The organism is Amycolatopsis lurida, from assembly GCF_900105055.1.
Lineage (GTDB): Bacteria > Actinomycetota > Actinomycetes > Mycobacteriales > Pseudonocardiaceae > Amycolatopsis > Amycolatopsis lurida.
Window position 1 is genome coordinate 572,667 of the sequence record NZ_FNTA01000003.1, and the last position, 24,272, is coordinate 596,938.

General features: G+C 70.2%; 23 protein-coding genes. 12 read left to right on the plus strand and 11 right to left on the minus strand.

Translation table 11 applies throughout. From position 1 onward, the window contains the following. Window positions 1-10 precede the first annotated feature (10 nt). Together BLW75_RS05045 and BLW75_RS05050 are read right to left on the minus strand one after the other, a co-directional pair. Window positions 11-1,255 carry an MFS transporter gene (locus BLW75_RS05045; protein ID WP_034306600.1) on the minus strand — a complete coding sequence of 415 codons (1,245 nt, stop codon included), beginning with the start codon at window positions 1,253-1,255 and terminating at the stop codon, window positions 11-13. Continuing rightward, complete coding sequence (locus BLW75_RS05050; RefSeq protein ID WP_034306598.1) at window positions 1,252-1,830, minus strand: ArsR/SmtB family transcription factor; 579 nt, start codon at window positions 1,828-1,830, stop codon at window positions 1,252-1,254. Before BLW75_RS05050 ends, BLW75_RS05045 begins: the two co-directional genes overlap by 4 nt. A 151-nt stretch (window positions 1,831-1,981) precedes the next feature. Between BLW75_RS05050 and BLW75_RS05055 the strand changes: the two genes are divergently transcribed. Together BLW75_RS05055 and BLW75_RS05060 are read left to right on the plus strand one after the other, a co-directional pair. Further along, complete coding sequence (locus BLW75_RS05055) at window positions 1,982-2,452, plus strand: MarR family winged helix-turn-helix transcriptional regulator (RefSeq protein WP_034306596.1); 471 nt, start codon at window positions 1,982-1,984, stop codon at window positions 2,450-2,452. Between the two features lie 146 nt (window positions 2,453-2,598). After that, complete coding sequence (locus BLW75_RS05060) at window positions 2,599-4,206, plus strand: ABC-F family ATP-binding cassette domain-containing protein (RefSeq protein ID WP_034306593.1); 1,608 nt, start codon at window positions 2,599-2,601, stop codon at window positions 4,204-4,206. A gap of 53 nt (window positions 4,207-4,259) precedes the next feature. Here the strand turns inward: BLW75_RS05060 and mshC are convergent, their stop codons facing one another. The 4 genes from mshC to BLW75_RS05080 form a co-directional block, all read right to left on the minus strand. Then, window positions 4,260-5,498: a cysteine--1-D-myo-inosityl 2-amino-2-deoxy-alpha-D-glucopyranoside ligase gene (mshC, locus tag BLW75_RS05065; RefSeq protein ID WP_034306590.1), complete on the minus strand. Its 1,239-nt coding sequence runs from the start codon at window positions 5,496-5,498 to the stop codon at window positions 4,260-4,262. 74 nt (window positions 5,499-5,572) lie between these two features. Next, window positions 5,573-6,337, minus strand: coding sequence for a MerR family transcriptional regulator (locus BLW75_RS05070; RefSeq protein WP_034306587.1), 765 nt, complete (start codon window positions 6,335-6,337; stop codon window positions 5,573-5,575). 19 nt (window positions 6,338-6,356) lie between these two features. Then, window positions 6,357-8,315, minus strand: coding sequence for a vWA domain-containing protein (locus BLW75_RS05075; RefSeq protein WP_034306585.1), 1,959 nt, complete (start codon window positions 8,313-8,315; stop codon window positions 6,357-6,359). Next, window positions 8,312-9,709: an ATP-binding protein gene (locus tag BLW75_RS05080; RefSeq protein WP_034306583.1), complete on the minus strand. Its 1,398-nt coding sequence runs from the start codon at window positions 9,707-9,709 to the stop codon at window positions 8,312-8,314. Before BLW75_RS05080 ends, BLW75_RS05075 begins: the two co-directional genes overlap by 4 nt. A gap of 131 nt (window positions 9,710-9,840) precedes the next feature. Between BLW75_RS05080 and BLW75_RS05085 the strand changes: the two genes are divergently transcribed. Continuing rightward, complete coding sequence (locus BLW75_RS05085) at window positions 9,841-10,638, plus strand: hypothetical protein (RefSeq protein ID WP_034306580.1); 798 nt, start codon at window positions 9,841-9,843, stop codon at window positions 10,636-10,638. Between the two features lie 4 nt (window positions 10,639-10,642). On the opposite strand, the gene BLW75_RS05090 is transcribed toward BLW75_RS05085, so the two are convergent. Next, window positions 10,643-11,263 (minus strand): VC0807 family protein, encoded by a 621-nt coding sequence (locus BLW75_RS05090; RefSeq protein WP_034306577.1) that lies wholly within the window; start codon window positions 11,261-11,263, stop codon window positions 10,643-10,645. Further along, window positions 11,260-12,144 carry an alpha/beta fold hydrolase gene (locus BLW75_RS05095; RefSeq protein WP_034306574.1) on the minus strand — a complete coding sequence of 295 codons (885 nt, stop codon included), beginning with the start codon at window positions 12,142-12,144 and terminating at the stop codon, window positions 11,260-11,262. The genes BLW75_RS05090 and BLW75_RS05095 overlap by 4 nt, the downstream gene beginning before the upstream one ends. Before the next feature lie 86 nt (window positions 12,145-12,230). Here BLW75_RS05095 and BLW75_RS05100 point away from each other — a divergent pair, with 86 nt between their 5' ends. Continuing rightward, window positions 12,231-12,803, plus strand: a complete 573-nt coding sequence (locus BLW75_RS05100) for a TetR/AcrR family transcriptional regulator (protein WP_034306572.1) — start codon at window positions 12,231-12,233, stop codon at window positions 12,801-12,803. Window positions 12,804-13,090: 287 nt separating this feature from the next. Here BLW75_RS05100 and BLW75_RS05105 read toward each other — a convergent pair whose 3' ends face one another. Then, the gene (locus BLW75_RS05105) at window positions 13,091-14,137 is read right to left on the minus strand and encodes a ferrochelatase (protein ID WP_034306569.1); all 1,047 of its coding nucleotides are present in this window, start codon (window positions 14,135-14,137) and stop codon (window positions 13,091-13,093) included. Between the two features lie 85 nt (window positions 14,138-14,222). Between BLW75_RS05105 and BLW75_RS05110 the strand changes: the two genes are divergently transcribed. The 3 genes from BLW75_RS05110 to BLW75_RS05120 all read left to right on the plus strand — a co-directional run bounded on the left by BLW75_RS05110 (window position 14,223) and on the right by BLW75_RS05120 (window position 16,474). Then, on the plus strand, window positions 14,223-14,807 hold the full coding sequence (locus BLW75_RS05110) for a TetR/AcrR family transcriptional regulator (protein ID WP_034306568.1): 585 nt from the start codon (window positions 14,223-14,225) through the stop codon (window positions 14,805-14,807). Window positions 14,808-14,880: 73 nt separating this feature from the next. Continuing rightward, complete coding sequence (locus tag BLW75_RS05115) at window positions 14,881-16,062, plus strand: Cmx/CmrA family chloramphenicol efflux MFS transporter (protein ID WP_034306565.1); 1,182 nt, start codon at window positions 14,881-14,883, stop codon at window positions 16,060-16,062. Between the two features lie 7 nt (window positions 16,063-16,069). Next, on the plus strand, window positions 16,070-16,474 hold the full coding sequence (locus BLW75_RS05120) for a nuclear transport factor 2 family protein (RefSeq protein ID WP_034306562.1): 405 nt from the start codon (window positions 16,070-16,072) through the stop codon (window positions 16,472-16,474). Between the two features lie 65 nt (window positions 16,475-16,539). Here BLW75_RS05120 and fabI read toward each other — a convergent pair whose 3' ends face one another. Together fabI and fabG are read right to left on the minus strand one after the other, a co-directional pair. Continuing rightward, window positions 16,540-17,307, minus strand: a complete 768-nt coding sequence (gene fabI / locus BLW75_RS05125; protein ID WP_034306560.1) for an enoyl-ACP reductase FabI — start codon at window positions 17,305-17,307, stop codon at window positions 16,540-16,542. A 50-nt stretch (window positions 17,308-17,357) separates the two neighbouring features. Further along, entirely contained in the window at window positions 17,358-18,062 is a 705-nt protein-coding gene (gene fabG / locus BLW75_RS05130; protein ID WP_016334125.1) for a beta-ketoacyl-ACP reductase, read from the minus strand. 190 nt (window positions 18,063-18,252) lie between these two features. On the opposite strand from fabG, the gene BLW75_RS05135 reads away from it, so the two are divergent. From BLW75_RS05135 to BLW75_RS05155, 5 genes are all read left to right on the plus strand, one after another. Next, the gene (locus tag BLW75_RS05135; RefSeq protein WP_034306557.1) at window positions 18,253-19,611 is read left to right on the plus strand and encodes an MFS transporter; all 1,359 of its coding nucleotides are present in this window, start codon (window positions 18,253-18,255) and stop codon (window positions 19,609-19,611) included. Between the two features lie 16 nt (window positions 19,612-19,627). Continuing rightward, a complete protein-coding gene (locus BLW75_RS05140; protein ID WP_198935663.1) occupies window positions 19,628-20,290 on the plus strand; it encodes a response regulator transcription factor in 663 nt (220 codons plus the stop codon). A 3-nt stretch (window positions 20,291-20,293) separates the two neighbouring features. Beyond that, on the plus strand, window positions 20,294-21,697 hold the full coding sequence (locus tag BLW75_RS05145; RefSeq protein ID WP_034306553.1) for a sensor histidine kinase: 1,404 nt from the start codon (window positions 20,294-20,296) through the stop codon (window positions 21,695-21,697). Then, on the plus strand, window positions 21,694-22,635 hold the full coding sequence (locus BLW75_RS05150) for a TAXI family TRAP transporter solute-binding subunit (RefSeq protein ID WP_034306551.1): 942 nt from the start codon (window positions 21,694-21,696) through the stop codon (window positions 22,633-22,635). Before BLW75_RS05145 ends, BLW75_RS05150 begins: the two co-directional genes overlap by 4 nt. A gap of 166 nt (window positions 22,636-22,801) precedes the next feature. Continuing rightward, window positions 22,802-24,067: an alpha/beta hydrolase family protein gene (locus BLW75_RS05155; protein ID WP_034306548.1), complete on the plus strand. Its 1,266-nt coding sequence runs from the start codon at window positions 22,802-22,804 to the stop codon at window positions 24,065-24,067. The last annotated feature ends 205 nt before the right edge of the window (window positions 24,068-24,272 follow it).

The window sequence follows — 24,272 nt, forward strand, 5'->3', positions numbered from 1 at the left end:
CACCGTAGCTTCACCCGGACCGGGGAACCGCCGGAATCGCGTCACGGCGTAACCTGCCCGACGCCGACACGCCCAGCACGACCAGTGCCGAGACGGTGTGCAGACCCGCTTGGACGTTCAGCAGGACGCCGGTGCCCAGCACGTCGAGCAGGGCTCCTGTCAGCAACGCGCCCAGTGCCGTGAACCCCGCCGTCCCGGCGAAGACGGTGCTCAGCACCCGGCCGGACCGCTCAGGCGACGCGGCGGTCTGGACCAGCGAGAGCAGACCGGAGCCCGCGAGCACTCCGGGAGCGCCGACCACACCGAAGAGTCCGATGAAGACACCCAGCGGCAGCGACACTGTGAGCGCGGGCAGGTTCCAGATCACGGCCGACAGCAGGCCGAGCGCCAGACCGCCCCAGCCGAGCAGAGCGGCGGGCGCGACCTTGCGGGCGATGGTGGCGACGGCGAATCCCGCGGCCAGCCCGCCGAGGGCCTGCACGCCGCGCAACAGGCCGACGTCGCCTTCGGTGCCGTCGAGGATGTCGAGTACGAACACCACGAACAGCACCAGGAACATCCCCTGCGCCAGGGACGTCAGCACCACGACGACACCGGCGAGGCGAAGGCGCCCTTCGCGGCCGATCTCGCGAAGCCCGTCGATCCAGGCTCGCAGCACCGGCTCATGCGGTCCGGCCGCTTTCGGCGCGGCGACGCGCGGGAACGGGCGCGCCAGCAGGGCCGAGCCGATCACCAGCACGCCGAGATAGGCCACCACGACCCAGCCCAGGCCGCCGAACCCGAGCAGGAGGCCGCCCGCCCAGCCGCCGGCGAGGCGCGCGACGCTGCCGTTGATGCTCATCAGGCCGTTGGCGCCGATCAGCTCGCCGGGCGCGACCAGTTCGGGCACCAGCGCGTTGCGGGCGGGTTCGAACAACGAGGCCAGACCCGCCTGCGCGGCCATCACCCCGTAGATCACGAACACCGGACCGCCGGACGCGACGAACAGCAGCGGCAGCGCCACGAACGCCTGCCCCGCGCACACCACGCACAGCACCAGCCGCCGGTTCCACCGATCCGCGATCACGCCGGCGACCGGGCTCAGCAGCACCGCGGGCACCAGGCCGAGGACGATGCTCAACGCCGTCGTGGCCGCCGAACCGGTGGCCTGGAAGACGAACACCGGCAACGCGATCTGCAGCATCCACTCGGCGGTCTCGGAGAAGAAGGCGGCGATCCACAACCGCGCGAAGGCGGGTTCTCTCAACGGTTTCATCTGCTCGGCTTCCCCTCGGCGTCGATGCGGAGGAACGCCCGCAGTCCCAAGTGGACCGGGAGGGCCTCGGCGGGAGCGTCTTCACGGATCGCGCCGACATAGGGCCGCACGAGCGCGTCGATCCCCCGCACCAGCTCGTCCAGCTCCGCCGCGGTCACCCGCAGCGAGTAGTTGCTGATCCCCGACGCGTCCCGCCATTCCTTGTCGAGCCGGTCGGCGGCGTCGAGATAACGCTCGGTCAGCTCCTTTTCCCGCGCGAGGGTGGTGCCCACGACCGCCAGTTGCGCCCCGTGCAGCTCCGGGTCGTCGCCGAACTCGATGCCGACCTGGCACGCCCGCCACGGGCGCTCCCGCCCGTCCTCCCCCTCGACCCGCTCCACGAGACCGTGCTGCGCCAGCTGGCGGAGATGCCAGCTGCAGTTCGAGGCCGTCGAGCCGACGGCCGCCGCGCATTCGCTGGCGGTCCGAGGACCGACCGCCATGAGGTGGTCCACCAGCGCCGACCGCAGCGGATGCGCCAGCGCCCGCATCAGCTCGACGTCTTCGATCCGCTTGCGCGGCGGCAACCCGGTCATCGACCGATCCAATCTGAAAGTAGTCTTTCGAAAGTTCTCTTTCAGATTTACAGGTGGCCGATGGGATGTCAAGTAAGCCTCTATACCCTTGCTGAAGCAGTTGCTGCCTAGCGCAGTAACTGCACCGTTCAACTACTGAGCAAGGAAGCACATGCCTGACCAGCGAGAACTCGCCACCTCGGCCGCCTTAGAGATCCCCCGGTTCGTCAGCGCCACCGTCCTGTTCCAGACGGCCATGGCGGAACGGCTCGGGATCAGCGCGACCGAACTGCACGGGCTCCAGCTGGTCATCAGCGGCGCCACGACTTCGCCGACCGGCCTGGCGCGAGCGCTCGGCATGACCACGGGGGCGGTGACCCGGATGCTCGACCGCATGGAGGAACGGCGTCTGGTCGAACGCGTCCCCGATCCCGCCGACCGGCGCCGTCTCGTGATCCGCCCGCTACCCGACCGGCTGGCCGAGGTCGCCGACCTCTACTCCCCCATGGCCCGCTTCTTCGGTGACCGCCTCGGCAGGCTCGACCGCCGGCAGCTGACGGCGCTTCTCGGCGTCATGACCGACGGGCGCGCGTTCGCCGAGCAGGAGGCCGCTCGCCTGCGATCCGAAAAAGGGGTTGACTAACGCTACATAGGTTGCGTTAGACTGCTCCCATCATGGACAACTGACATCGCACCTTCCCGCTCCGAGGCGGCTCCGGTCGAGCATCGCTCCCGTATGCCACGAGGCCCGGCGGGGATCCTCATGTCCGAGAAACACGGTGATGTCGTATGTCTCTTTCCCTGATCGCCAAGGACCTCGTCCACTCCTACGGTGCCCGCGTCGTCCTCGACGGCGTCAACCTGACCGCTTCGGCAGGACAGCGGCTCGGCCTGGTCGGCGAGAACGGCGTCGGCAAGTCCACGCTCCTGCGCTTGCTGGCCGGGGTCGAAGAGCCGCAGAGCGGTGAGGTGCTGCGAGGCGACGACCTCGGATTCCTCTTGCAGGAGCTGCCTTTCCCGCTCACCGCACGGTTCTCCGACGTCATCGACGACGCGCTCGCCGAGATCCGGCAGGCGTCGGCGAGACTCGACGCACTGACCGCGGCGCTCACCGATCGCCCGGACGATGCCGCCGTGCTCGACGAGTACGGCACCGTCCTCGAATGGGCCCAGGCGCACGACCTGTGGGACGCCGACCGGCGGGCCGAGGTCGTGTGCGCGGGTCTCGGGCTCGCCGGGATCGACCCGGCGCGCGAACTGGGCACACTGTCCGGCGGGCAACGGTCGAGGCTCGGCCTCGCGGCGCTGCTGATCCGGCGGCCGGGCACGCTCGTCCTGGACGAACCGACGAACCACCTCGACGACGCGGCGATGGAGTTCCTGGAACAGCATCTCGCCTCGCTGACCGGCGTCCTCGTGCTGTCGTCGCACGATCGCGTGTTCCTCGACGCGGTGTGCACCGACATCGTCGACCTCGACCCGGCACTGGGTGGCCCGACCCGGTACGGCGGCACGTATTCCGACTATCTGGACCAGAAACGGGCGGAACGGGCGCGCTGGGAGCAGCGCTACGCCGAGGAACAGGACGAGCTCAAAGAACTGCGCGAATCGGTGGCCGTCACCGCGCGCAACGTCGCCCACAACCGCCCGCAGCGCGACAACGCCAAAATGCTCTACGACTTCAAGACCGGGAGGGTGCAGAAACAGATCTCACGCCGGGTCCGCAACGCCCAGCTGCGGCTGGCCGAACTGGAACGCGACCAGGTGCGGAAACCGCCCGCGCCGCTGCGCTTCCAGGGCGAGCTGACCGGCGAGCCCGGAGAGGGCAAGACGGCGATCTCCGTGCGGGACATCGAGATCGCCGGACGGCTGCGGTTGTCGACCTTGGACGTCACCACGACGTCGAGGCTCCTGATCACCGGCGGGAACGGCGCCGGGAAGTCGACGCTGCTGTCCGTCCTCGCCGGCTCGCTGACGCCAGACTCCGGCACCGTCCTTTCCGGACGCGGCGTGCGGATCGGCATGCTGACCCAGGACGTCGCGTTCGCCGAGCCGGAGAAGACCGCGCAGCGGACCTACGCCGAAGCCCTCGGCGAGGACGCTCCCCCGTTGCGCAGCCTGGGTTTGCTGGCCCCTCGCGATCTCGGAACCCGCGTGGGCGCCTTGTCGGTCGGGCAGCGGCGCCGGCTCGCGCTGGCGTTGCTGATCGCCGACCCGCCAGAGGTACTCCTGCTGGACGAGCCGACGAACCACATCTCGCTCACCTTGGCCGAGGAGTTGTTCACCGCGCTCGATTCGGCGCCGGGTGCCGTCGTCATCGCATCGCATGATCGGTGGCTGCGGCGTGATTGGGCGGGCGAGCACCTCCGCTTGGAGGCCGGACGCGTCGCCGTGTAGGGCGTTATACACAGTGTCCGGGACGGGGAAGTTCCCGCCCCGGACACTGTTCGTCAGAGCTCGATGCCGAGCAGCGCGTCGACGGCGTTGCGGATCAGGCCGGGAGCCGCCGGGTCGGTGCCGGAGCGGGTCAGCGCCTGCTCGGCCCAGGCGTCGACGGCCGCGAGCGCCTTGGGCGTGTCGAGGTCGTCGGTGAGGTGATCACGCAAACGCGCGACCGTGTCCTCCGCCGCCGGGCCGTCGCCGAGGGAGACGGCTTCGCGCCAGCGCGCGAGGCGTGTCTCGGCGTCCGCTTGCAGTTGCGCGGTCCACGGACGGTCCTCGCGGTAGCGGCCGGCGAACAGCGCGAGCCGGATCACGCCCGGGTCGACCTTGTCGGCACGCAGCCGCGAAACGAACACCAGGTTCCCGCGCGACTTCGACATCTTCTCGCCGTCGAGGCCGATCATCCCGGCGTGCACGTAGTGCCGCGCGAACGGCCTGTCCCCCGCGACCGCCTCCGCGTGCGCGGCGCTGTACTCGTGGTGGGGGAAGATCAGGTCGGAGCCGCCGCCCTGGACGTCGAAGCCGAGGCCGAGCCGGTTGACCGCGATCGCGCTGCACTCGATGTGCCAGCCCGGCCGCCCCGCGCCGAGTTCGGACTCCCACGACGGCTCACCCGGCCGCGCCATCCGCCACAGCAACGCGTCCAGCGGGTGCCGCTTGCCGGGACGGTCCGGGTCGCCGCCGCGTTCGGCGAAGAACTTCGCCATGGTCTCGGCGTCGTAGTTCGACTCCGAACCGAAATGCCCGGTCGCGTTGTGCTCGAAGTAGATGTCCGGGTACTCCGCGTCGTCCGCGCGGTAGGCGCTGCCGTTGGCCACCAGCTTGGCGATGACCTCGACGATCTCCGGGATGCTCTCGACCGCGCCGACGAACTGCCGCGGCGGCAGCACCCGCAACGCGGTCATGTCCTCGCGGAACAGCGCGGTCTCGCGCATGCCGAGGACGATCCAGTCGTCCTTGTCCCGTTCGGCGCGCTCCAACAAGGGCTCGTCGATGTCCGTCACGTTCTGCACGTAGTGGACGTCGTGCCCGGCGTCCCGCCACAAGCGGTTCACCAGGTCGAATGTCAGGTACGTGGCGGCATGCCCCAAATGGGTGGCGTCGTACGGCGTGATGCCGCAGACGTACATCCGGGCGGTCGACCCGGGCGCCGTGGGGCGGATCTGCCCCGTCGCCGTGTCGTGGAGCCGCAGCGGACGGGGGGTGCCGGGGATACGGGGCACGTCGACCGATGACCAAGTCTGCATACTCCGACTGTAAGCGGAGCCGCCACGCCGTTCCCGTCCGGTGGGAGCCGGACACGGCCGGAGTAACCGATTCGCTATCCCGTGACCCGTTCGGCGTTGGCGTGGACGGCGTCGCGGATGTACTCGCCGAGGCCCGGTCGCTGGTCCGGCTCACGCACCAGGAAGCCGAGCTGGACCGGCTCGGTCGCGTACAGCTTGGCGAGCTCGCGGTGCGTCGCGAGGTCGCAGTCCCCCATGAACGCCGCGAGCATCCGGCGATGCTCCTCGGCGAGTTCCATCGCCTCACGGCCGACGGCGGGCGCGCCGGAGTCGAAGAGGGCGAGAAGCCGCCGTACCCAGTCCTCCCGGAGCTTCTCCGCCTCGATCCATTCCTGCTTGGACCGCGGGACGGCCGCCGCCCGCCAGTGCGGGGTGTCACCCCACCGGCGGACGGCCTCCTCCGCGTAGCCCTCCGGCTCACGGAACTCGCCGAAGACCTCGAACCGCTCCTCCGCGGTCAGCGCGGCGCCGGCCTCCTTCGCCGCGATCACCCGCTCGACGGTTTCGGCCATCCGGGTCAGCTCGCCGATCCGGTCGGCGAGCAGCGCCCGCTGGCGCCGAAGATGCTCCATCGCGTCGACCGCCGGGTCGTCGATCACCTTCGCGATCGTCTCGAGGCCGAACCCGAGTTCGCGATAGAACAGGACACGCTGCAGGCGGTCGAGGTCGTCGTCGCTGTAGCTCCGGTAGCCCGCCGCCGTCCGCCCGCTCGGGCTCAACAGCCCGATCTCGTCGTAGTGATGCAGCGTGCGCACGGTGACCCCCGACAGCGCCGCGACCTTTCCGACCGAGTACCCCATCGGGCCAGCCTAAGCGAGTTCAGCGTTTCCTGGTCCGTAGGTAGTCGCCGACCACGGCGGCGCCGAGCCCGTCCAGATCCGGAGCGACGACCCGGCCGCCAGAGCGGCGCGCGATGACGTCGACGAACTCCGTCAGGCGCGGATCGTCCCCGAGCCGGAACACCGTCACCGAGGCGCCCAGCTTCGCCATCCTGTCCACTTCGGACAGGGTTTTGAGCAGGGTCCTCGGCCGCGGCGGATAGTCGAACTCGGCCGTGCCGTCGGGTTCCAGATGCGCCGTCGGTTCGCCGTCGGTGACCATCAGGACCACCGGCTGCGCGTCGGGGTGCCGCCGCAGATGCCGTCCGGCCAGGAGCAGCGCGTGGTGGGCGTTGGTGCCCTGTTCCCAAGCGCCCTCCAGGCCGACCAGCTCCGCCAACTCGACCGACGTCGCGTACCGGCCGAAGGTGATCAGCTGGAGCGCGTCGTTGCGGAACCGGGTGCTGATCAGCTGGTGCAACGCGAGTGCCGTCCGCTTCATCGGCAGCCAGCGGCCCTCCTGCACCATCGACCACGACGTGTCCACGAGCAGCGCCACCGCCGCGCGCGACCGATGTTCGGTCTCGACCACCTCGACGTCGGAGACGTCCATCCGGACCCGCCGCTCGCCCACCGAAACCGAACGCAGGACCGAGTTGCGGACCGTCCTGGAGACGTCCCACGGCTGCATGTCCCCGAACCGCCACGGCCTGGTGGCGCCGGTCGGCTCGCCCGCGGCTCCGGCGGACTCCGTCTCCCGTTGGCCGGTCTTGCCGCGCAACGCGTTCACGACGTCGGCGAGCGCCGTCTCCCCCAGCCGCCGCAATGCCTTGGGCGACAACCGGAGCGTGCCATCGGGAGCACGTTCGAAGAGACCCTGGCGCCGGAGTTCGCGTTCCAGTTCGGACAACCGTCGCGCGTCCACACCGGCGTCCGGGCCCAGCTGCCGTTCGAGCGCCTCGACGTCGATGTCCTCCAGCCTAGCGCCGGGATAGGACTGGCCGAGCTGTTCGGCCAGCGCGTCCAGTTCGGCGAGATCGGACATCGCCCGGGCGCCCTCGCCGAGGCCCAGTGGGTCGTTGCCCCGGAACCGTTCCGACGACGTCCAGTCCTCGCCCGGCCGCAGTGCTCGCAACTGGGCGTCCAAAGTGGACAGCTGCTGCGCGAGCCGGGGGTCGCCGAACGCCTGCTGCGAAAGTTCGGCCAGCTCGGCCCGCTGTTCCGGCGTCATCGAGTTGAGCATCCGCTGCGCGGCCGCGGCGCGGGCGGCGAGAACGTCGATCAGCTCCTCGACGTTCTTCGGATTCTCCGGGAAGAACTCGCCGTGCTCACGCATGAACTCCGCGAACCGCTCCGGGACGTCCTCGCGGCCTTGCGCGTGCGCGGCCAGGAGCTCGTTGAGGTCGGCGAGCATCCGGTTCGCCCGCTCGGCCTCTTCCGGCCCGGCGTTCCGCAGCGCCTCCTTCATTCCCTCGAAACGGGAATCCAGCAGCTCACGGCCGAGCAGATCACGGATCTTCTCGTAGTTCTCCCGGCCTTCCCGCGAGCGCCAGTCGTACTCGGCGAGCTCGCGCACGGCCGCCGCCGTCCCCGGCGGCAACGCGTCCAGTTGTGCCTCACGGAAGCGGGCGTCGTCGTCCGGATCAGGGAACAGCTCGCGCCGTTCGGCCTCCAGCGCCTGGTCGAGCAGCCGCTGGACCTCCTGGAGCGTGCCGTCGAGCCGGTGCCGCCGCTGGATCTCCGACCGGCGCTGCCAGAGCCGCCGGGTCAATTCGTCGAGCCCGGCGGTGCGCGGGGTGCCGCGCCGCAGCAGTTCTTCCAGCGCGGACCGGGGCGAGGCACCCGCCATGACGTCGCGGCCGATCTCGTCGAGCGCGTCACGCAGGTCCGCCGGCGGTGCCAGCGGATCCGGGCCGTTGTCCCAGGGCCCGTACGAATAACCTTCCGGGAGAAAACTCATCGGCCGTAGACGGTCGTCGAGTCGTCGGAGTCCTTGGCGAGTTTCCTCGACAGGAACAGGGATTCCAGCGCCAGTTCGACCGCGGCCGCGATCCGCCCCGCCGGTTCGTCCGGGCCGACGCCCGCCCGCGCGGCGACGTCGTGAAGTACGGGCAATTCGGGCAATGCGGCGAGGACGTCCTTGCCGGGTACGCGTTCTCCCGTGGACACCAGATGCCCGGATTCGACGGCGTCGGCCAGTGGCAGCAGGTCCAGTCCGGCGAACCGCGAGCGGGCCGTCTCCGCGACCGCCCGGCGCAGCAGGTGCACGAGATGCTCGGTCTCGCGCCCCTCCTCCCCCGGCTCGAATTCGAGCTTGCCGCGCAGGACGCCGGGGACCGCGTCGAGGTCGACCGGGCGGGCCACGGCGGGTTCCTCCCCGGTCAGCGCGGACCGGCGCAGTGCGGCCGCACCGACCGTCTCCGCCGCGGCGACGGCGAACCGGGCCGAGACGCCCGACCGCTGGTCGATCACCGGCGATTCGCGGAGGTTCCGCACGAACCGGGCCAGCACCTCCAGCAGCGGCTCGCCGACCTCGGCGACCAGATGCGCCTCCTGCCGGACGACGGCGATCTCCGACTCGACGTCGAGCGGGTAGTGCGTGCGGATCTCGGCGCCGAACCGGTCCTTGAGCGGGGTGATGATGCGGCCGCGGTTGGTGTAGTCCTCCGGGTTGGCCGTCGCCACCAGCAGTACGTCCAGCGGGAGGCGAAGCGTGTAGCCGCGCACCTGGATGTCGCGTTCCTCCATGACGTTGAGCAGTGCGACCTGGATGCGCTCGGCGAGGTCCGGCAGCTCGTTGATCGCCACGATGCCGCGGTGGGCGCGCGGGACGAGTCCGAAGTGGATGGTCTCGGGATCGCCGAGGCTGCGGCCTTCCGCGACCTTCACCGGATCGACGTCGCCGATCAGGTCGCCGACCGAAGTGTCCGGTGTGGCCAGTTTTTCCGTGTACCGCTCGTCGCGGTGACGCCAGGTCACCGGCAGCGCGGCGCCGAGCTCGGCGGCGCGGCGGCGCGATTCCGGGGTGATCGGGTCGAGCGGATGCTCGGCCAGCTCGGCACCCTCGATGACGGGCGTCCATTCGTCGAGAAGCCCCGCGAGGGTGCGCAGCAGCCGGGTCTTGCCCTGGCCTCGTTCGCCGAGGAGGACGACGTCGTGCCCGGCCAGCAGCGCGCGTTCGAGTTGCGGCAGCACGGTGCGCGAGAACCCGACGATCCCGGGCCAGGCGTCTTCCCCCGCACGGAGCTTGGCAAGCAGGTTGTCGTGCAGTTCTTGACTGATCGACCGCGGCAGGTGACCCGCCGCGCGAAGGTCCCCGGCGGTCCGGGGCAGGTTTGCGGGAACATCGTTCACCCGTTCGACGCTACGTCGCGAGTCTGGCCCTGTCGACGTGAAGCAACTCCAGCTCCGGTGATCGCGAACGGCAAGCCGGGGTTAACCCTCCCATAGCCGGGTTTCGCCGGAACACGACTAAAATCAATCCAGTGTGCCGTCCTAGTGCGACCCTCGCGGTCTGGTCTTCGGCGTGGCTGAACGGAGCCGCCGCCTCCGACGACGTCCTTGACGCCCTGCAGGTCTGGGGCGAAGCCCACGACTTCGTCGCCGCGGACGCGGCGGCCGCCGAAGCGTTCGACCTGCCGCTCGCGTTCAACCGGGCGGCGACCCCGGTCCAGCTGCTGCTCGCTCTGCGCGGGCAGGGCGCCAAGAGCATGCAGCTGCTGCTTCCGGTACCCGGCGACGTCCGCGGCCTGGGCGGCGGCGGGCCGTTCACCGAGGCCGCGCTGCGGATCGGCGAGGCCGTCCTGCTGCCGGACCTCGGTTACGGCGTGGTCCCCGAGGCGATCGCCGAAGGGCTCATGCGGTGGACGGTGTACTCGGTGCCCATGCCGGGTGTCCTCGAGTACCGCCCGCTGGGCGAGGCCGAACACGGCCTGACCGACGCGATCCGCGCGAGCGCGGGCGCGTTGCAGGCGCTGGACGTCGCCAGCGAGCGGCCAGGGGTGCGGGCGGAACTCTCGGCGCGGCTCCGGGCCGCCACCGACGCGCCGTGGCCCGCCGGGATGCCCAGCCGAGCGCTGCGAGTGCTCCAGCGTTCCCAGGAGATCGCGGCGATCCTCGCTATCGCCGAATCCGACGATCCGGGCGGCGCGCTCTCTTCGTCGGCGGCGCTCCGGCGGGCGGACGCGTTGCGGCCGCTGACCGAAGCGGTCCGCAACGCCCGGTACGCGGCGATCAACGAAGCGGTGCGAGTGTTCGCCGAGCAGGCGGACAGGCACCCGTAGGTCGCTACGTGGCCACCGTGTGCTTTTTCAGGACTTTCTCGGCATAACGGACGGACCACAGCGAAAGCCCGCCGATGACGGCGAGGAGCAGCACCACGCTGAGCGCGTTCATCACGTCGGCCGACAGGGTGTAGACCAGCGGCACCCGGATCGCGGCCTCCAGCAGCAGCGCCACGCCCCACACCGCCGACATCAGGGTGAACGCCCGCCGGAAACCGGGGACCTCGTCGCTCAACCGGTCGATCTCCGCGCGTTTCGCCGCGTTGGAGCCGGCCCGAACGGCGACGAGCACCATGGGTGTACGGCTGAAGCAGCTGAGCAGCAGAACGATCGCGGCGGTCGCGGTGGCGAAGGATTCCTTCAACAACAGGAATTTCGCGTCCCCGGTGACCAGCGATAGCACCAGGCCGACGCCGAGCACACCGGCCAGCAACGCGGCGAACCCGTCGAAGGCCCGGTCCCGGACGGCGACCCACGTGATCCGGGCCGCCGCCACCCCCGCCCCGGCCAGCAGCGAGACCTGCTCGCTCTGCCCGGCGAGCCGGAGCCCGTAGTAGGCGGCCAGCGGGAGCGCGACGTCCCAGAGCAGCAAGGACAACGTGGGGTTCTTGCCGCGCGCGCTCACGAGTCCGTCTCGTATTCGGCCAGGAACTTCAGGACGCGCGCGTTGACCTCGGCCGCGGATTCCCCGGCGATGGCGTGGGTCGCCGAGGGCCACAGCTCGACCTGTCCCCGCGACAGGAACTCACGGGCGCGGGCCGCCGCGCGTTCCGGGCGATGGATGACGCTGCGGCCGGCGATGAGGGCCAGCACAGGCAGGCGCAGGGAGCGCAGCTGCTCGTCGGTGAACAACCTGGGCGACGGCAGGGCGATGCGGTAGGTCCGCATCCCCTCGTCGATCACCCGCGCGACCGGATCCGTGGCATCGACTTCCGCGCCGCCGGAGATCCAGTCGAGGAACGACGGCCGGGCCCATCGGCTGATCCCGGGGATCGCGGCGAGCGTCGCGCGGACGACCAGTCCCACGGTCAGCCCGCCGAACGTCAGCACGGGGTCGATCACGGTGAGCGATTTCAGCCGTTCCGGTGCCCGCACCGCGAGGTTGGTCGCGAGCCAGCCACCGAACGAGTACCCGATCAGATGCACGGACGGCAGGGCGAGTTCGGCGAGCGCCGTGCTCAGCCACGCGGCCTGGTCCGCGCCGTCGCGGATCGGGGCGGTCTGTTCACTGCGGCCCGCTTCGCCGATGAGGTCCACCGCGAACACTTCGCCGTGCGCGAGCAGCGCGGCGAGGTTGGGTTCCCACATCACCGCGGTCCCCGCGCGGCCGGGCAGCAGCACGATCGGCGTCGCACCCGGCCGCCCGAACCGGTACACGCGCGCCACCCCGAACGCCGTCCGGACGTCGTGGATCCCGGTCGGTGCGGGCAAAGCCGCCATACCTCGTTCGTAGACGGCCTCGTACTCGGCGCGTGCCTCCGGCGAGGCGAATCCGCCCACCTTCATTCTCACCCCTCCTTTTTACGGTACGATCGGATTGTAAACAGTTGGTGAGAGGTTTGCAATCCGATCGGACTGCCAAAAGGAGTGCGGTGCCCAAACGAGTCGATCACGAGGACCGGCGGCGGCAGATCGCCGCGGCCGTTCGGCGCATCGCGGCCGACCGAGGACTCGAAGGGGTCAGCCTGAACGAGGTCGCGGCCGAAGCCGGCATCTCGAAGGGGTCCGTCCAGCACTACTTCGCGTCGAGGGACGAGATGCTGCGCTACGCGACGACCACCCTGCGAGGCGGCATCGAGGAGCGCATCGCCTCCCCGTCTGAGCCGCGCGTCCGGGATCTGCTCGTCGCTCTACTGCCTCTCGATGAGGCGGGCCGGGACCACGCGCTCGTCGCGAACGCCTTCGTGGTGCGCGCGCTCAAGGATCCGGAGATCGCCGGACACTTCCGGACCGGACACGGTCAGCTCCGCGACGCGGTGGCGGCCCTGCTCGTCACCGGCCAGGACACCGGCGACCTCCTGCTTACCACCGACCCGGCCACCGAGGCCGATCTCCTGCTCGCCCTGGTGGCCGGCCTCGGCGACGCGGTACTGCTCGGCTACAAGTCCGGCGACGAGGCCATCGCCCTCATCGACCTGCACCTGTCTCGGATCGCGGCCCGATGACGATCGGCCTCGTAAGTGGTAAGGCCGGTTAGAACCAAGGGGTCTTCGCAGCTACTGGTCGTGGCCGTTGGTCGAAGGTCCGTGATCGCCATCCGAACACCACCTGTCCCAGCAGGCACAGCTGAAGGTCCCCTTCACACCTCGCCAAGTACATGAAGGACCCCTTCATTGCGTCTAGCGCAGTGAAGGGGTCCTTCACGTACTGCCGGAGGAGGGGCAGCGGTGGGGCGCGTCTCGTGAGTGGTAATGACGGTTAGAACCGTCATTACCACTCACGAGACCGGTACTTACGGGCGCGCGGGCCTTTTCGCGGGCTCGCAGCATCCGATCGCGCAAGGCGCCCCGTTGACCGTGCATCCCGCCGACGGGAACGGCGACAGCTTCCGCGCCGGCAGTCCCTCGGTGTGCTCCCGGATCAGCTCGACGACGAGTTCGGCGAAGCGCGGGTCGGTGTCCGGCGTCGCGGCACGCGCGAAGCCCATGCCGTGCTCGGCGGCCCGCTCCGCGGCCTCGTTGTCGAGATCCCAAATCACCTCGAGGTGATCGGAGACGAAGCCGACCGGGCAGACGACCACCGAGGTGACGCCTTCCGCGTGCAGCGCGTCGATGTGGTCGACGATGTCCGGCTCCAGCCACGGCACCTGCGGCGGGCCGGAGCGCGACTGCCAGACGACGTCGTAGCTCTCGATCCCCGCTTCGGCCGCGACGAGCCGCGCGGCCTCGGCGATCTGGCGCGAGTAGCGCCGTCCGCCTTCCGACGGCGGGCCGGACGCGGTGTCGGCGGACTCGGGAACCGAGTGGGCGCAGAACACCGTGCGGGTTCCGGGCCGGTTCCCCAGTTTCGCGTGCGCGGCACGGACGGCGTCGGCGAAGGCGGCGACGAACAGCGGGTGGTCGAAGAACTGCCGCAGCTTCACCAGTTCCGGCGCACCGTCGCCGACCGCCGCGCGGGCACGCTCGATGTCCTCGTCGTACTGGCGACAGGCGGAATAGCCGCCGTACGCGCTCGTCGGGAAGACCAGCACACGCCGGGCACCCGCCTCGGTGATCTCGGCGAGGGTGTCCTCGACCATCGGCCGCCAGTTGCGGTTGCCGAAGTGGACGGGCAGGTCGATCCCGGCGGCCGCGAGTTGCTTCTCCACCGCGGAGATCGCGTCCCGGTTGAGCCGGTTGATCGGCGAGACCCCGCCGAAGTGCTGGTAGTGCTCAGAGACCTCGAGCAGCCGTTCCCGGGGGACCCCACGGCCCCGCGTGACGTTCTCCAGGAACGGCATCACCTCGTCGAGCCCCTCGGGACCACCGAACGAAAGCCAAAGCAGCGCGTCGTAACCCACCCTGCCATCTTGCCGCTGTGGCGCCCCGCACGCTGACCCGGCCCATTTTGAACCGATCGATCCAAAACCTGGTACGGTCATGCCCATGGCCAGGCCGAAGGAATTCGACGAGCGCGCCGCGGTCGGGCGCGCCATGGACGCGTTCTGGGCACGCGGCTACGAGGGCACGTCGACACAGGCCCTCTGCGAAGCCACCGGCCTGGGCCGCAGCAGCATTTACAACACCTTCACCAGCAAGCACGAACTGTTCGTGCGCGCGCTCGATCACTACGCCGAACGCGGGATCGCAGCAAGGACGGCCTTGCTGGAGAAATCCGGGACCGGCATCGAGCGGTTCCGCGCGCTGTTCTCGTACACGATCGACGAGGAGGTCGCGCACCACGGCCGGGGCTGCCTCGTGGTCAACACGGTGGCCGAGTTCGGCGATCGCGACCCCGAGATCAAGGCTCGGATCGAGGCCGACACCCGGCGTCATCTCGCCCTTCTTTCGACCTGCGCCAAGGAAGGACAACTCGACGGGACGATCGACGGCGATCGCGACCCCGGCGCGCTCGCCGAGTTCGCGCACAGCACCGTCGCCGGTCTCCGGCTGATGTCCCGCCGAGGCGCCGGCCGGGCGGCCATGGAGTCCGTCGCCGCCATCGCGCTGGACGCGATCGCCGCGAAGTAGCACCCGGAACGATCCCCGTGCGCGACACTGCCCACATTTTGGACTGATCAATACAAAACTGGAGGAACGTCCCGTGCCTTTGGCAGTCTGCGTACTCGGACTGAGCGTGTTCGCGCTCGGCACGTCCGAGTTCATGATCACCGGCCTGCTGCCGGGGATGGCGGCCGATCTGAACGTCGGCATCCCGGAGGCCGGGCTACTCATCTCGGCCTTCGCGATCGGCATGGTCGTCGGCGCTCCCCTGCTCGCGATCGCGACCCTGCGGGTGCCGAGGCGCGCCACCCTGATGGCCCTGCTGGTCGTCTTCGGGATCTCGCATGTCGTCGGCGCGCTGGGCTCGGGCTACGCCCTGCTCTTCGCGACCCGCGTCGTCAGCGCGGTCGCCTGCGCCGGATTCTGGGCGGTCGCGGCGGCCACCGCCGTCGCGCTGGTGCCGGTCGAGCGCCGTGGCCGCGCGCTGGCCATCCTGGTCGGCGGACTCACCGTCGCGAACATCGCCGGCGTCCCCGCCGGGACCTTCCTCGGCCAGCACGCGGGTTGGCGGGCGGCGTTCTGGGCGGTCACGGCACTGACCGTCATCGCGCTGATCGGCGTCTTCGCCCTGGTCCCGGAGACGCAGAACGGTGCGGACAAGACCGACGTCGCGACCGAACTGCGGCTCTACCGAGGCGGCCGGTTCTGGCTGGCACTCGGTGTGATCGCCCTGGCGCAGGCGATGATCTTCGCGACCTTCAGCTACCTCGCGCCCCTGCTGACCGAAGTCGCCGGGTTGCCGGAAAGCTGGGTACCGGGAGTCCTGTCGCTCTTCGGGCTCGGCGCGCTGATCGGCATCACCGCGGGCGGCAGGCTCGCCGACGCGAGGCCTTTCGCGACTCTCTACGGCGGCCTCGCCGTCGCCCTGCTCGCCCTGGTCCTGCTCGCCCTCTCCGGCCCGGCGACCCCGGTCGCGATCCTCGCCGTGTTCCTGTTCGGCGTCGCCGGATTCGGGGTCAATCCCGCTTTGAACGTCCGGGCCTTCGCCGTGGCGGGCAACGCGCCCACGCTCGTCGGCGCGAGCACGACCGCCGCGTTCAACGTCGGCAACACCCTCGGCCCGTGGCTCGGCGGCGAGTCGATCGACGCCGGTCTCGGCTACCCCAGCGTCGCGTGGGTGAGCGTCGGCCTCGGGGCCGCCACCGTCGTCGCACTCACCTTCGCCGCCGGTGTCCAGCGCACCGACGACACCCGCCTCCTCCGCGAACCCGTTACCCAGTAGGAGAATCATGTCCGAACGAACCCGAACCACTCTTGACGAGTTCTTCCGCCGAATGTCCACAGGGGACACCGACGGAGCCACGGAACTGTTCGCCGACAGCGTCGCGTGGGACATCCCCGGCGCGACCGAGCTGGTCCCGTGGATCGGCCCGCGCCGGAACCGGGCGGAGATCCGCGAGTTCTACGAGCTGCTCGACAAGGGGCTCGTCAAGGACCGGTTCGACGTCGAGCGCGTCCTCGTCGACGGGCCGCACGCGGTCGCGATCGGCCGCCTGCGCTCGACGATCCGCAGCACCGGCAAGGTGATCCAGACGGCCTTCACGATCGAGTTCGAAGTGGACGACGACGGCCTGATCACCAAGTACCTGATGCTCGAGGACTCGTGGCACGTCGCCAACGCCGTCCTGCCCTGATACGCGTGAAGGCCCCCTTCCCTCGGCTGAGCCGAGAAAGGGGGCCTTCACGCGCGTCGAGAGACCTAGATGCCGAGGGCGTGCACTCCGCCGTCGACCATGATCATCGAGCCGGTCGTGGCGGGCAGCCAGTCCGACAGCACGGCGCAGACGGACTTCGCCGTCGGGTCCGGATCGGAGCTGTCCCAGCCGAGCGGCGCGCGGTCGCCCCAGCCCTCTTCCAGCTCGGAGAAACCGGGGATCGACTTCGCCGCCATGGTCTTCATCGGACCGGCGCTGACCAGGTTGACCCGGATGCCCTTCGGGCCGAGGTCGCGCGCCAGGTACCGGTTCACCGATTCCAGCGCGGCCTTCGCGACGCCCATCCAGTTGTAGACGGGCCACGCGACGCGCGCGTCGAAGTCCATGCCGACGATCGACGAACCGCGTGAGAGCAGCGGCAGCGTCGCCACGGCAAGCGCCTTGAAGGAGTACGCCGAGACGTCGACGGCCACCTTCACGTCCTCGCTCGGGGCGTCCAGGAACGGCGCGCCGAGGCAGGACTGCGGGGCGAACCCGATCGAGTGCAGCACGCCGTCGAGGCCGTCGACGTGCTCACGCACGCGGTCGGCGAGCGAATCGAGGTGCTCCTGGTTGGTGACGTCCAGCTCCAGCACCGGCGCCTCCTCGGGGAGCCGCTTGGCGATGCGCTCGACGAGCGACAGCCTGCCGAAGCCGGTGAGCACGACCTTCGCGCCCTCCTGCTGCGCGATCTTGGCCGCGTGGAACGCGAGCGAGGCGTCGGTGATGACGCCGGTGATCAGCAGGCGCTTGCCTTCGAGCAGTCCTGGCACGGGACCTCCAGTCCGGAGTGGTTTGCGATCGGTACGGGAAAACGGGGACGTCAGTGGCCCATGCCGAGGCCGCCGTCGACCGGCAGCACCGCGCCGTTGACGTAACCGGCCTCTTCGGAGGCGAGGTAGCGGACGGCGGCGGCGATCTCCGACGGCTCGGCGTACCGGCCGGAGGGAACCTGGGCCAGGATCTCCTTCTTGCGGTCCTCGCCGAGCTCGTCGGTCATGTCCGTGGCGACGAAGCCCGGCGCGATGACGTTCGACGTGATGTTGCGCGAGCCCAGCTCACGCGCGAGCGAACGGGCGAGACCGACGAGACCGGCCTTGCTCGCCGCGTAGTTGACCTGACCGGCGGACCCGGTGAGCCCGACGACGGACGAGATGAAGATGTAGCGCCCCCACTTGCCGCGCAGCATGCCGCGGGAAGCGCGTTTGGCGACCCGGTACGCGCCGGTGAGGTTGGCGTCGACCACGCGGGTGAACTGCTCCTCGCTCATGCGCATGAGGAGGGTGTCGTCGGTCATGCCGGCGTTCGCGACGAGGACCTCGACCGGGCCCTGGTGCTCCTCGACGAGCTTGAAGGCGGCGTCGATCTGCTCGGCGTCGGTGACGTCGGCCTGCACCCCGAAGAGGCCTTCGGGCGCGCCGGAACCGCGGTGCGTGATCGCGACCTTGTGCCCCTGCGCCGCGAGGTCCTTCGCGATCGCCAAACCGATGCCGCGGTTGCCGCCGGTGACCAGTACCGACCGTCCCACAGAGCTCTCCTCGCCTCGTCCTGTCGCGCTGACGGCATGAGGTTATCGGCTCGCCAGGTTCGCGCCGGAGCCGCGCCACCCCTACCTCCGGGTAACCGCGACCGTCCTAAGCGGATGTTAGGAACCGCGCCGAAACCTTGCCCGGTCGTCACGGATTGTTCACCGTGAGCCGGAACACAGGAGGTCAAAGATGACAACCCGGATCGGCGAATCCACGCCGCCCGTGAGCGAACGTCGAGTCGTCGGCAACGTGCTGCGCGGCTCGATCGGCAACCTGGTCGAGTGGTACGACTGGTACGCCTACGCCGCTTTCACCACGTATTTCGCCAAGTCCTTCTTCCCCACCAAGGACACGACGGCGGCCTTCCTCGGCACCGCGGCGGTGTTCGCCGTCGGCTTCCTCATGCGGCCGCTCGGCGGCTGGATGCTGGGCCGGTTCGCCGACCGGTTCGGGCGACGAAGCGCACTCGTGCTTTCCGTCACGTTGATGGCGGCGGGGTCGCTGATGATCGCGCTGACGCCGACCTACGCCACGATCGGGATCGCCGCGCCGATCCTGCTGCTGGTGGCCCGGCTCATCCAGGGGCTCTCGGTCGGCGGCGAGTATTCGACCTCCGCGACCTATCTGTCCGAAGTGGCCACTCCGGGCAAGCGCGGTTTCTACTCCAGCTTCCAGTACGTGACGCTGTACGGCGGCCAGTTGCTGGCGCTCGGCCTCCAGCTGCTGCTGCAGGCCATTCTGACCGAACAGCAGCTGACCTCGTGGGGCTGGCGGATCGCCTTCGTCGTCGGCGCGCTCGCCGCCGTCGTGGTGATGGTCCTGCGCCGCGGAATGGACGAGTCGGCCAGCTTCGAGGAGACCAAGGCCTCCGGCACCGGCAAGGACGCGGGCGACAAGGGCACGCTGCGGGCCTTGATCAAGTACCCCAAGGAGATCGCGCTCGTCGTCGGCCTCACCCTCGGCGGCACGGTGTCGTTCTACACCTTCGCCACCTACAGCCAGAAGTTCATGGAGAACACCGCAGGTATCCCGCGCCGGACGGTGACGCTGATCCTGTTCTGCGCGATCCTCGTCGCCGCGATCCTGCAGCCGTTCGCGGGCAAGCTGTCCGACCGGATCGGCCGTCGCCCGCTGCTGATGTTCTTCGGGATCGCGGGCACCCTGCTGACCGTCCCGATCATGACGCTGATGGGCGGGACGAAGGAGCCGGTGCTCGCCTTCCTGTTGATGCTGGCCGGCCTGGTGATCGTCACCGGGTACACCTCGATCAACGCGATCGTGAAGGCCGAGCTGTTCCCGACGAAGATCCGCGCGATCGGCGTCGGCCTCCCCTACGCGCTCACCGTGGCGATCTTCGGCGGCACCGCCGAGCTCATCGCGCAGGCGCTCAAGGGGGCCGGTCACGAATCGGTGTTCTTCTACTACGTCGCGGGCTGTGTCCTCGTGTCGCTCATCGTGTACGGCACAATGCGGGAAACCTCGAAGACCTCGGAGCTGGACAAGAAGAAGCAGCCCGAGCCCGAGCTCGTGTCCGGCCGCGAAGGCTAGGCGGGAAGGTGTGGCCGTGCGGGTGCTGCTCGTCGAGGACGACACCGGTGTCGCCGACGCGATCGCCGAAGCGCTGCAAACGCGCGGCCACACCGTCTCCCACGCGATCCGCGGAAGCGACGCGCTGCACCGGCATCGTGCGGCCGACGTGATCCTGCTGGATCTCAACCTGCCCGACATGCACGGACTGGACGTGCTCAGGAAGGTCCGGCAGGTCTCGCCGGTGCCGGTGCTCGTGCTCACCGCGAGCGGGGACGAACGGTCCGTGGTGCGCGGGCTGCGGCTGGGCGCCGACGACTACCTGACCAAACCCGTCCGGCTGGCCGAGCTGCTGGCGAGGATGGACGCGGTCGTGCGCCGCGCGGCCGTCTCCGCCGCACCGCGGGACGGCGTCGTCCGTGTCGAGGACGTCGAGATCGACCTCGGCGCGCGGCGCGTGCTGGTCGACGGGAACGACATCGGGCTCACCGCCAAGGAGTTCGCCGTACTGGCCGTGCTCGCCGCCCGGCCGGGCACGGCGGTGAGCCGTCAGCAGCTGATGGACGAGGTCTGGGGCGACGCGTACCTGGCCGTCTCCCGTTCGCTCGACGTGCATCTGACCCAGCTGCGCGCGAAGCTCGACAGGCCGGGACTGCTGACCACGATCCGGGGATTCGGCTACCGGCTCGGCCGGGACTGACCGGTGCGCACCCGGCTGCTGGTCGTCCTCGTCGCGCTCGCGCTGACCGTGGTCGCCGCGTTCGCGATCCCGCTGTTCGGGTCGACCGCCGCGCAGCGGACCCAGCAGCTGGTGATCGCCCGCAACGCCGACGTCGACCGGTTCGTCGTCCTGGCACAGCAAGCCGTCGACGCCGCCGACCCGACCCCGCTGGCGGTCGATGCCGAGCGGTATTCGTCGTTATACGGCGAGGCCGTCGTGGTGGTCGACGCACGCGGAGTGCCGCTGGTGGAGACCGGCGGGATGACGGCCGCGGAACCAGTGGTCCGCTCGCTCGTCGAGGCGGCACTGCGCAATCAGCCCGCGAAGGGGCCGGAACAGCTGAGCCCGTGGTCGGCGGATCCGGTCCATTTCGCCCGTCCGGTGGGCACCGGGACCCGGGTGGCGGGCGTGGTCGTGCTTCGCGCTTCGGTGACCACGGCGGCGGCCGACGTCGCCGCTGGTTGGGCCGCGATCGTCGCCGGCGCGGTGCTGGTCGCGGCGGTGTTCGTGCTGCTCGCGGTCCTGCTGGCCCGCTGGATGGTGCGTCCGCTGCACGAACTGGAGACCGGCGTGCAAGCGGTGACGGAGGGGCATCGCGCCCAGGTCCCCGACCGGGCCGGGCCCCGCGAGCTGCGTTCCCTCGCGACGTCGTTCAACCGGATGTCCGATGCCGTCGTCGAAGCATCCGAACAGCAGCGTCGGCTCGTCGCGGACGCGTCGCACCAGCTGCGCAATCCCATGGCCGCCCTGCGGTTGCGCGTGGACTCACTGGCCGCGCAGGTCGGCGGGGACGGCCAGCGGGCCTACCGCGCGACCGTCGCGGAGGTCGAGCGGCTGGAGTCCCTGCTCGACGGTCTTCTCGCGCTGGCGCTCGCCGAAAGCGCAGCGACCCGGCTCGCCGCGGGCGAGTCCGGCGACGAACCCTGCGACCTCCCGGCCGTACTGGCCGAACGGGTCGACGCGTGGCGTCCTTCGGCTGAAGACGCGGGAGTGCACCTCGCGGCGGCGGAAGGCCACGACGAGCCGGTGCCAGTGCGGTGCGCGGAAAGCGAGCTGGCCCAAGTCCTGGACGTCCTGCTGGACAACGCGGTGCACTACGCGGGACGCGGCGCGACGATCACCACCGGCTACGAAACCGGAGACACGACGGTGACCTTCTTCGTCTCCGACAACGGTCCTGGGCTGTCCACAGAGGACCGTGAACGCGCGACCGAACGGTTCTGGCGCGCCGGCGGTGACGGAGCGCCGCGCGGAACGGGCCTCGGGCTCGCGATCGCGAGTCAGCACGTGCTCGCCCGGGGCGGGACCCTCGAATTGCGCGAAGCGAAACCACAGGGGCTCGAAGTCCGCGTCGAACTGCCTCTCGCGACAGGGGAAAAGCCGTGACCGTCACCAGGCGCACCGCTCTTCTCGCCGGGCTGGCGACGCTCGCGGGTTGTTCGACCGCGGGCTACCGGGGCCCGGACCGCGAGGTCGTCATCGCGGCGGGCGAGAGCGGCGGGTTCTATCTCGCCTTCGCGGAACTCCTGGCCCACCAGCTGCGCCTGGCGGAACCGCGGCTCCGCGCGACGGCCGTCGCCACCGAGGCCAGCGTCGAGAACCTTCGGCGCTTGCGGGACGGCCGGGCCGATCTAGGGCTCGTCCTCGGTGACGTCGCCGAGTCCGCGTTCGCCGGCGCGGATCCGTTCTCCGTCCCGATCGCGTTCTCGGCCATCGGCCGCGTCTACGAGAACTACCACCAGCTCGTGGTCCGGGCGGACGGCGGAGTGCGCTCGGTCGCCGATCTGACCGGGCGGCCGGTGGCGATGGGCGCGAGCGGATCCGGCGTCGCGGTGTTCAGCACCCGTCTGTTCGCCCGCGCCGAAGTCCCGGTGAAGGCGAAGAACCTGCTCTTGGGTGAAGCGATCAACGCGCTGGCGGCGCACGAGGTCGACGCGCTGCTCTGGTCCGGCGGGATCCCGACCCCCGCGCTCACCGAGCTCAACCGGACCACTCCGATCACCCTCCTTCCGCTGGACGCTCATCTCCCCGCCCTCCGCGCGGGCTACGGCCCGGTGTACGACCAGGTCCACGTACCGGCACAGGCCTATCAGGGGGTCGGCGAGCTGCGGACGATCGGCGTCGCGAACCTGCTGCTGGCGGCTCCTTCACTGCCCGACGACGTCGCGGCCGCGGTGGCGCGGGTGCTGGCCGGGCATGCCGCCGATCTCGTCCCGGCGGCCGCGGTGGGAACGCAATTCCTCGACGTCCGGACGTTGATCGGCACCGGCAAGGTCCCGCTGCACCCCGGAGCCGCCTCGGCCTACCGTGCCCTGCACGGGTGATCCGGGCTCCATCTTGAGAGGGATGCGCGTCGCACCGGGGCGCTGCCATGGTCGGAACCAGGCGGCCATCGGGCCGCCCCGATCCGGAAGGACTCCAGCAGTGGGCGCATTCATGCGGTCGTCGCAACAGGGGCCAGTTGGGACAGTGTCATCGAGACACACCAGGGTGGCGCGGGGTTCGGCGCTGATCGCGGGCCTCGCGCTCGCGGGCGGGCTCGCCACGGCGGCCCCCGCCGTCGCGGCCGACCAGGCCAAGCTCACCGCGCCGGCCCTCACCGGCCACCACGAGGTCGGCACGACCGACCTCCACCTCGTCGACCAGTCCCGGCCCGATCCGTGGAAACCGGAACGGCGCCGGGAACTCATGGTCACCGTCACCTATCCGGCGGACCGGTTCGCCGACGGACCGCGCGCTCCGTGGCTCACGCCAGGGATGAGCGCTGTCATCGACCAGGCACTGTCCGGCGAGGACTACCTCGGTCTCCCGGTCGGCTCCATCGACTGGGCATCGGCGAAGCGGCGGGCCGAGATCGGCGTCCCCGCGGCGCACGGCGCGCCCAAGCCGGTCGCGCTCTTCTCCCCCGGTTTCGGCGGGCCGCGGGAGACGTACTCGGCGATCGTCGACGATCTGGCCAGTCGCGGCTACGTCGTCGTCTCGCTGTCGCACACCTACGAGAGCGGCGCTGTCGAATTCCCCGGCGGTCGGCTCGAAACGGCTCTCCCGCCGGGCGAGGGACCCGAGTTCATGAAGAAGGCGCTCGACGCACGCGTCGGTGACTTCCGATTCGTTCTGGACCAGCTCGCGAAGATCGCCCGTGGCGAGAATCCCGATGCGGAGAAGCGGCAGCTCCCCCGCGGCCTCGGCTGGTCGCTCGACCTGTCCCGGGTCGGCGCCTACGGGCACTCCTACGGCGGATTCACCTCTGGCGAAACGATGGTGCACGACCGCAGGATCGACGCCGGGATCAACTTGGACGGCGCGATGGCGACCGCGTTCGGCTACCCGCCGGGCAGTGCCTACGTGCCCGGTGAAGTCACGAAACGCGGACTCGACCGGCCTTTCCTGCTGATGGGCGCCGAGGGCGTCGACCAGAACGGGAAGCCGCTGGAGCACACGCACCGGCAGCCCGAGTTCGACCGCAGCTGGGCGGACTTCTGGGCCAACCAGCGGGGCTGGAAGCGGGACCTGCTGCTGCGCGGCGGAAGCACGCACATGGCGTACAGCGATCTGCAGATCATGGTGCCGCAGCTCGGCTCGCGGGTGGCACCGGAAAAGCGAGAGGCGGTCATCGGCACGATCGATCCGCGCCGATCGCTGGCCGCGCAACGAGACTACATCGGCGCGTTCTTCGATCTGCACCTGAAGGGCCGTGACCGGCACCTGTTCGACGGCGAGTCGCCGCGCCACCCGAATATCGACTTCATCGACTGAGCCGCAGAACACCAAGGGCTCGTCACAGTGGCCTGCACCGTCCACAGGGGACGTTTTCGGGACGAGCGTGCCGATGCGGGCGTTTCACGAAGAGGGATATGGAGGGGTAAGTCAAGTCTGGCGTGTCGCGGAAGCCACTTTCGGGAGGTCTGGTGTCCCGAAAGTGGCTTTCGCGACACGGGACCGCGGCCCCGGCATCACCGGG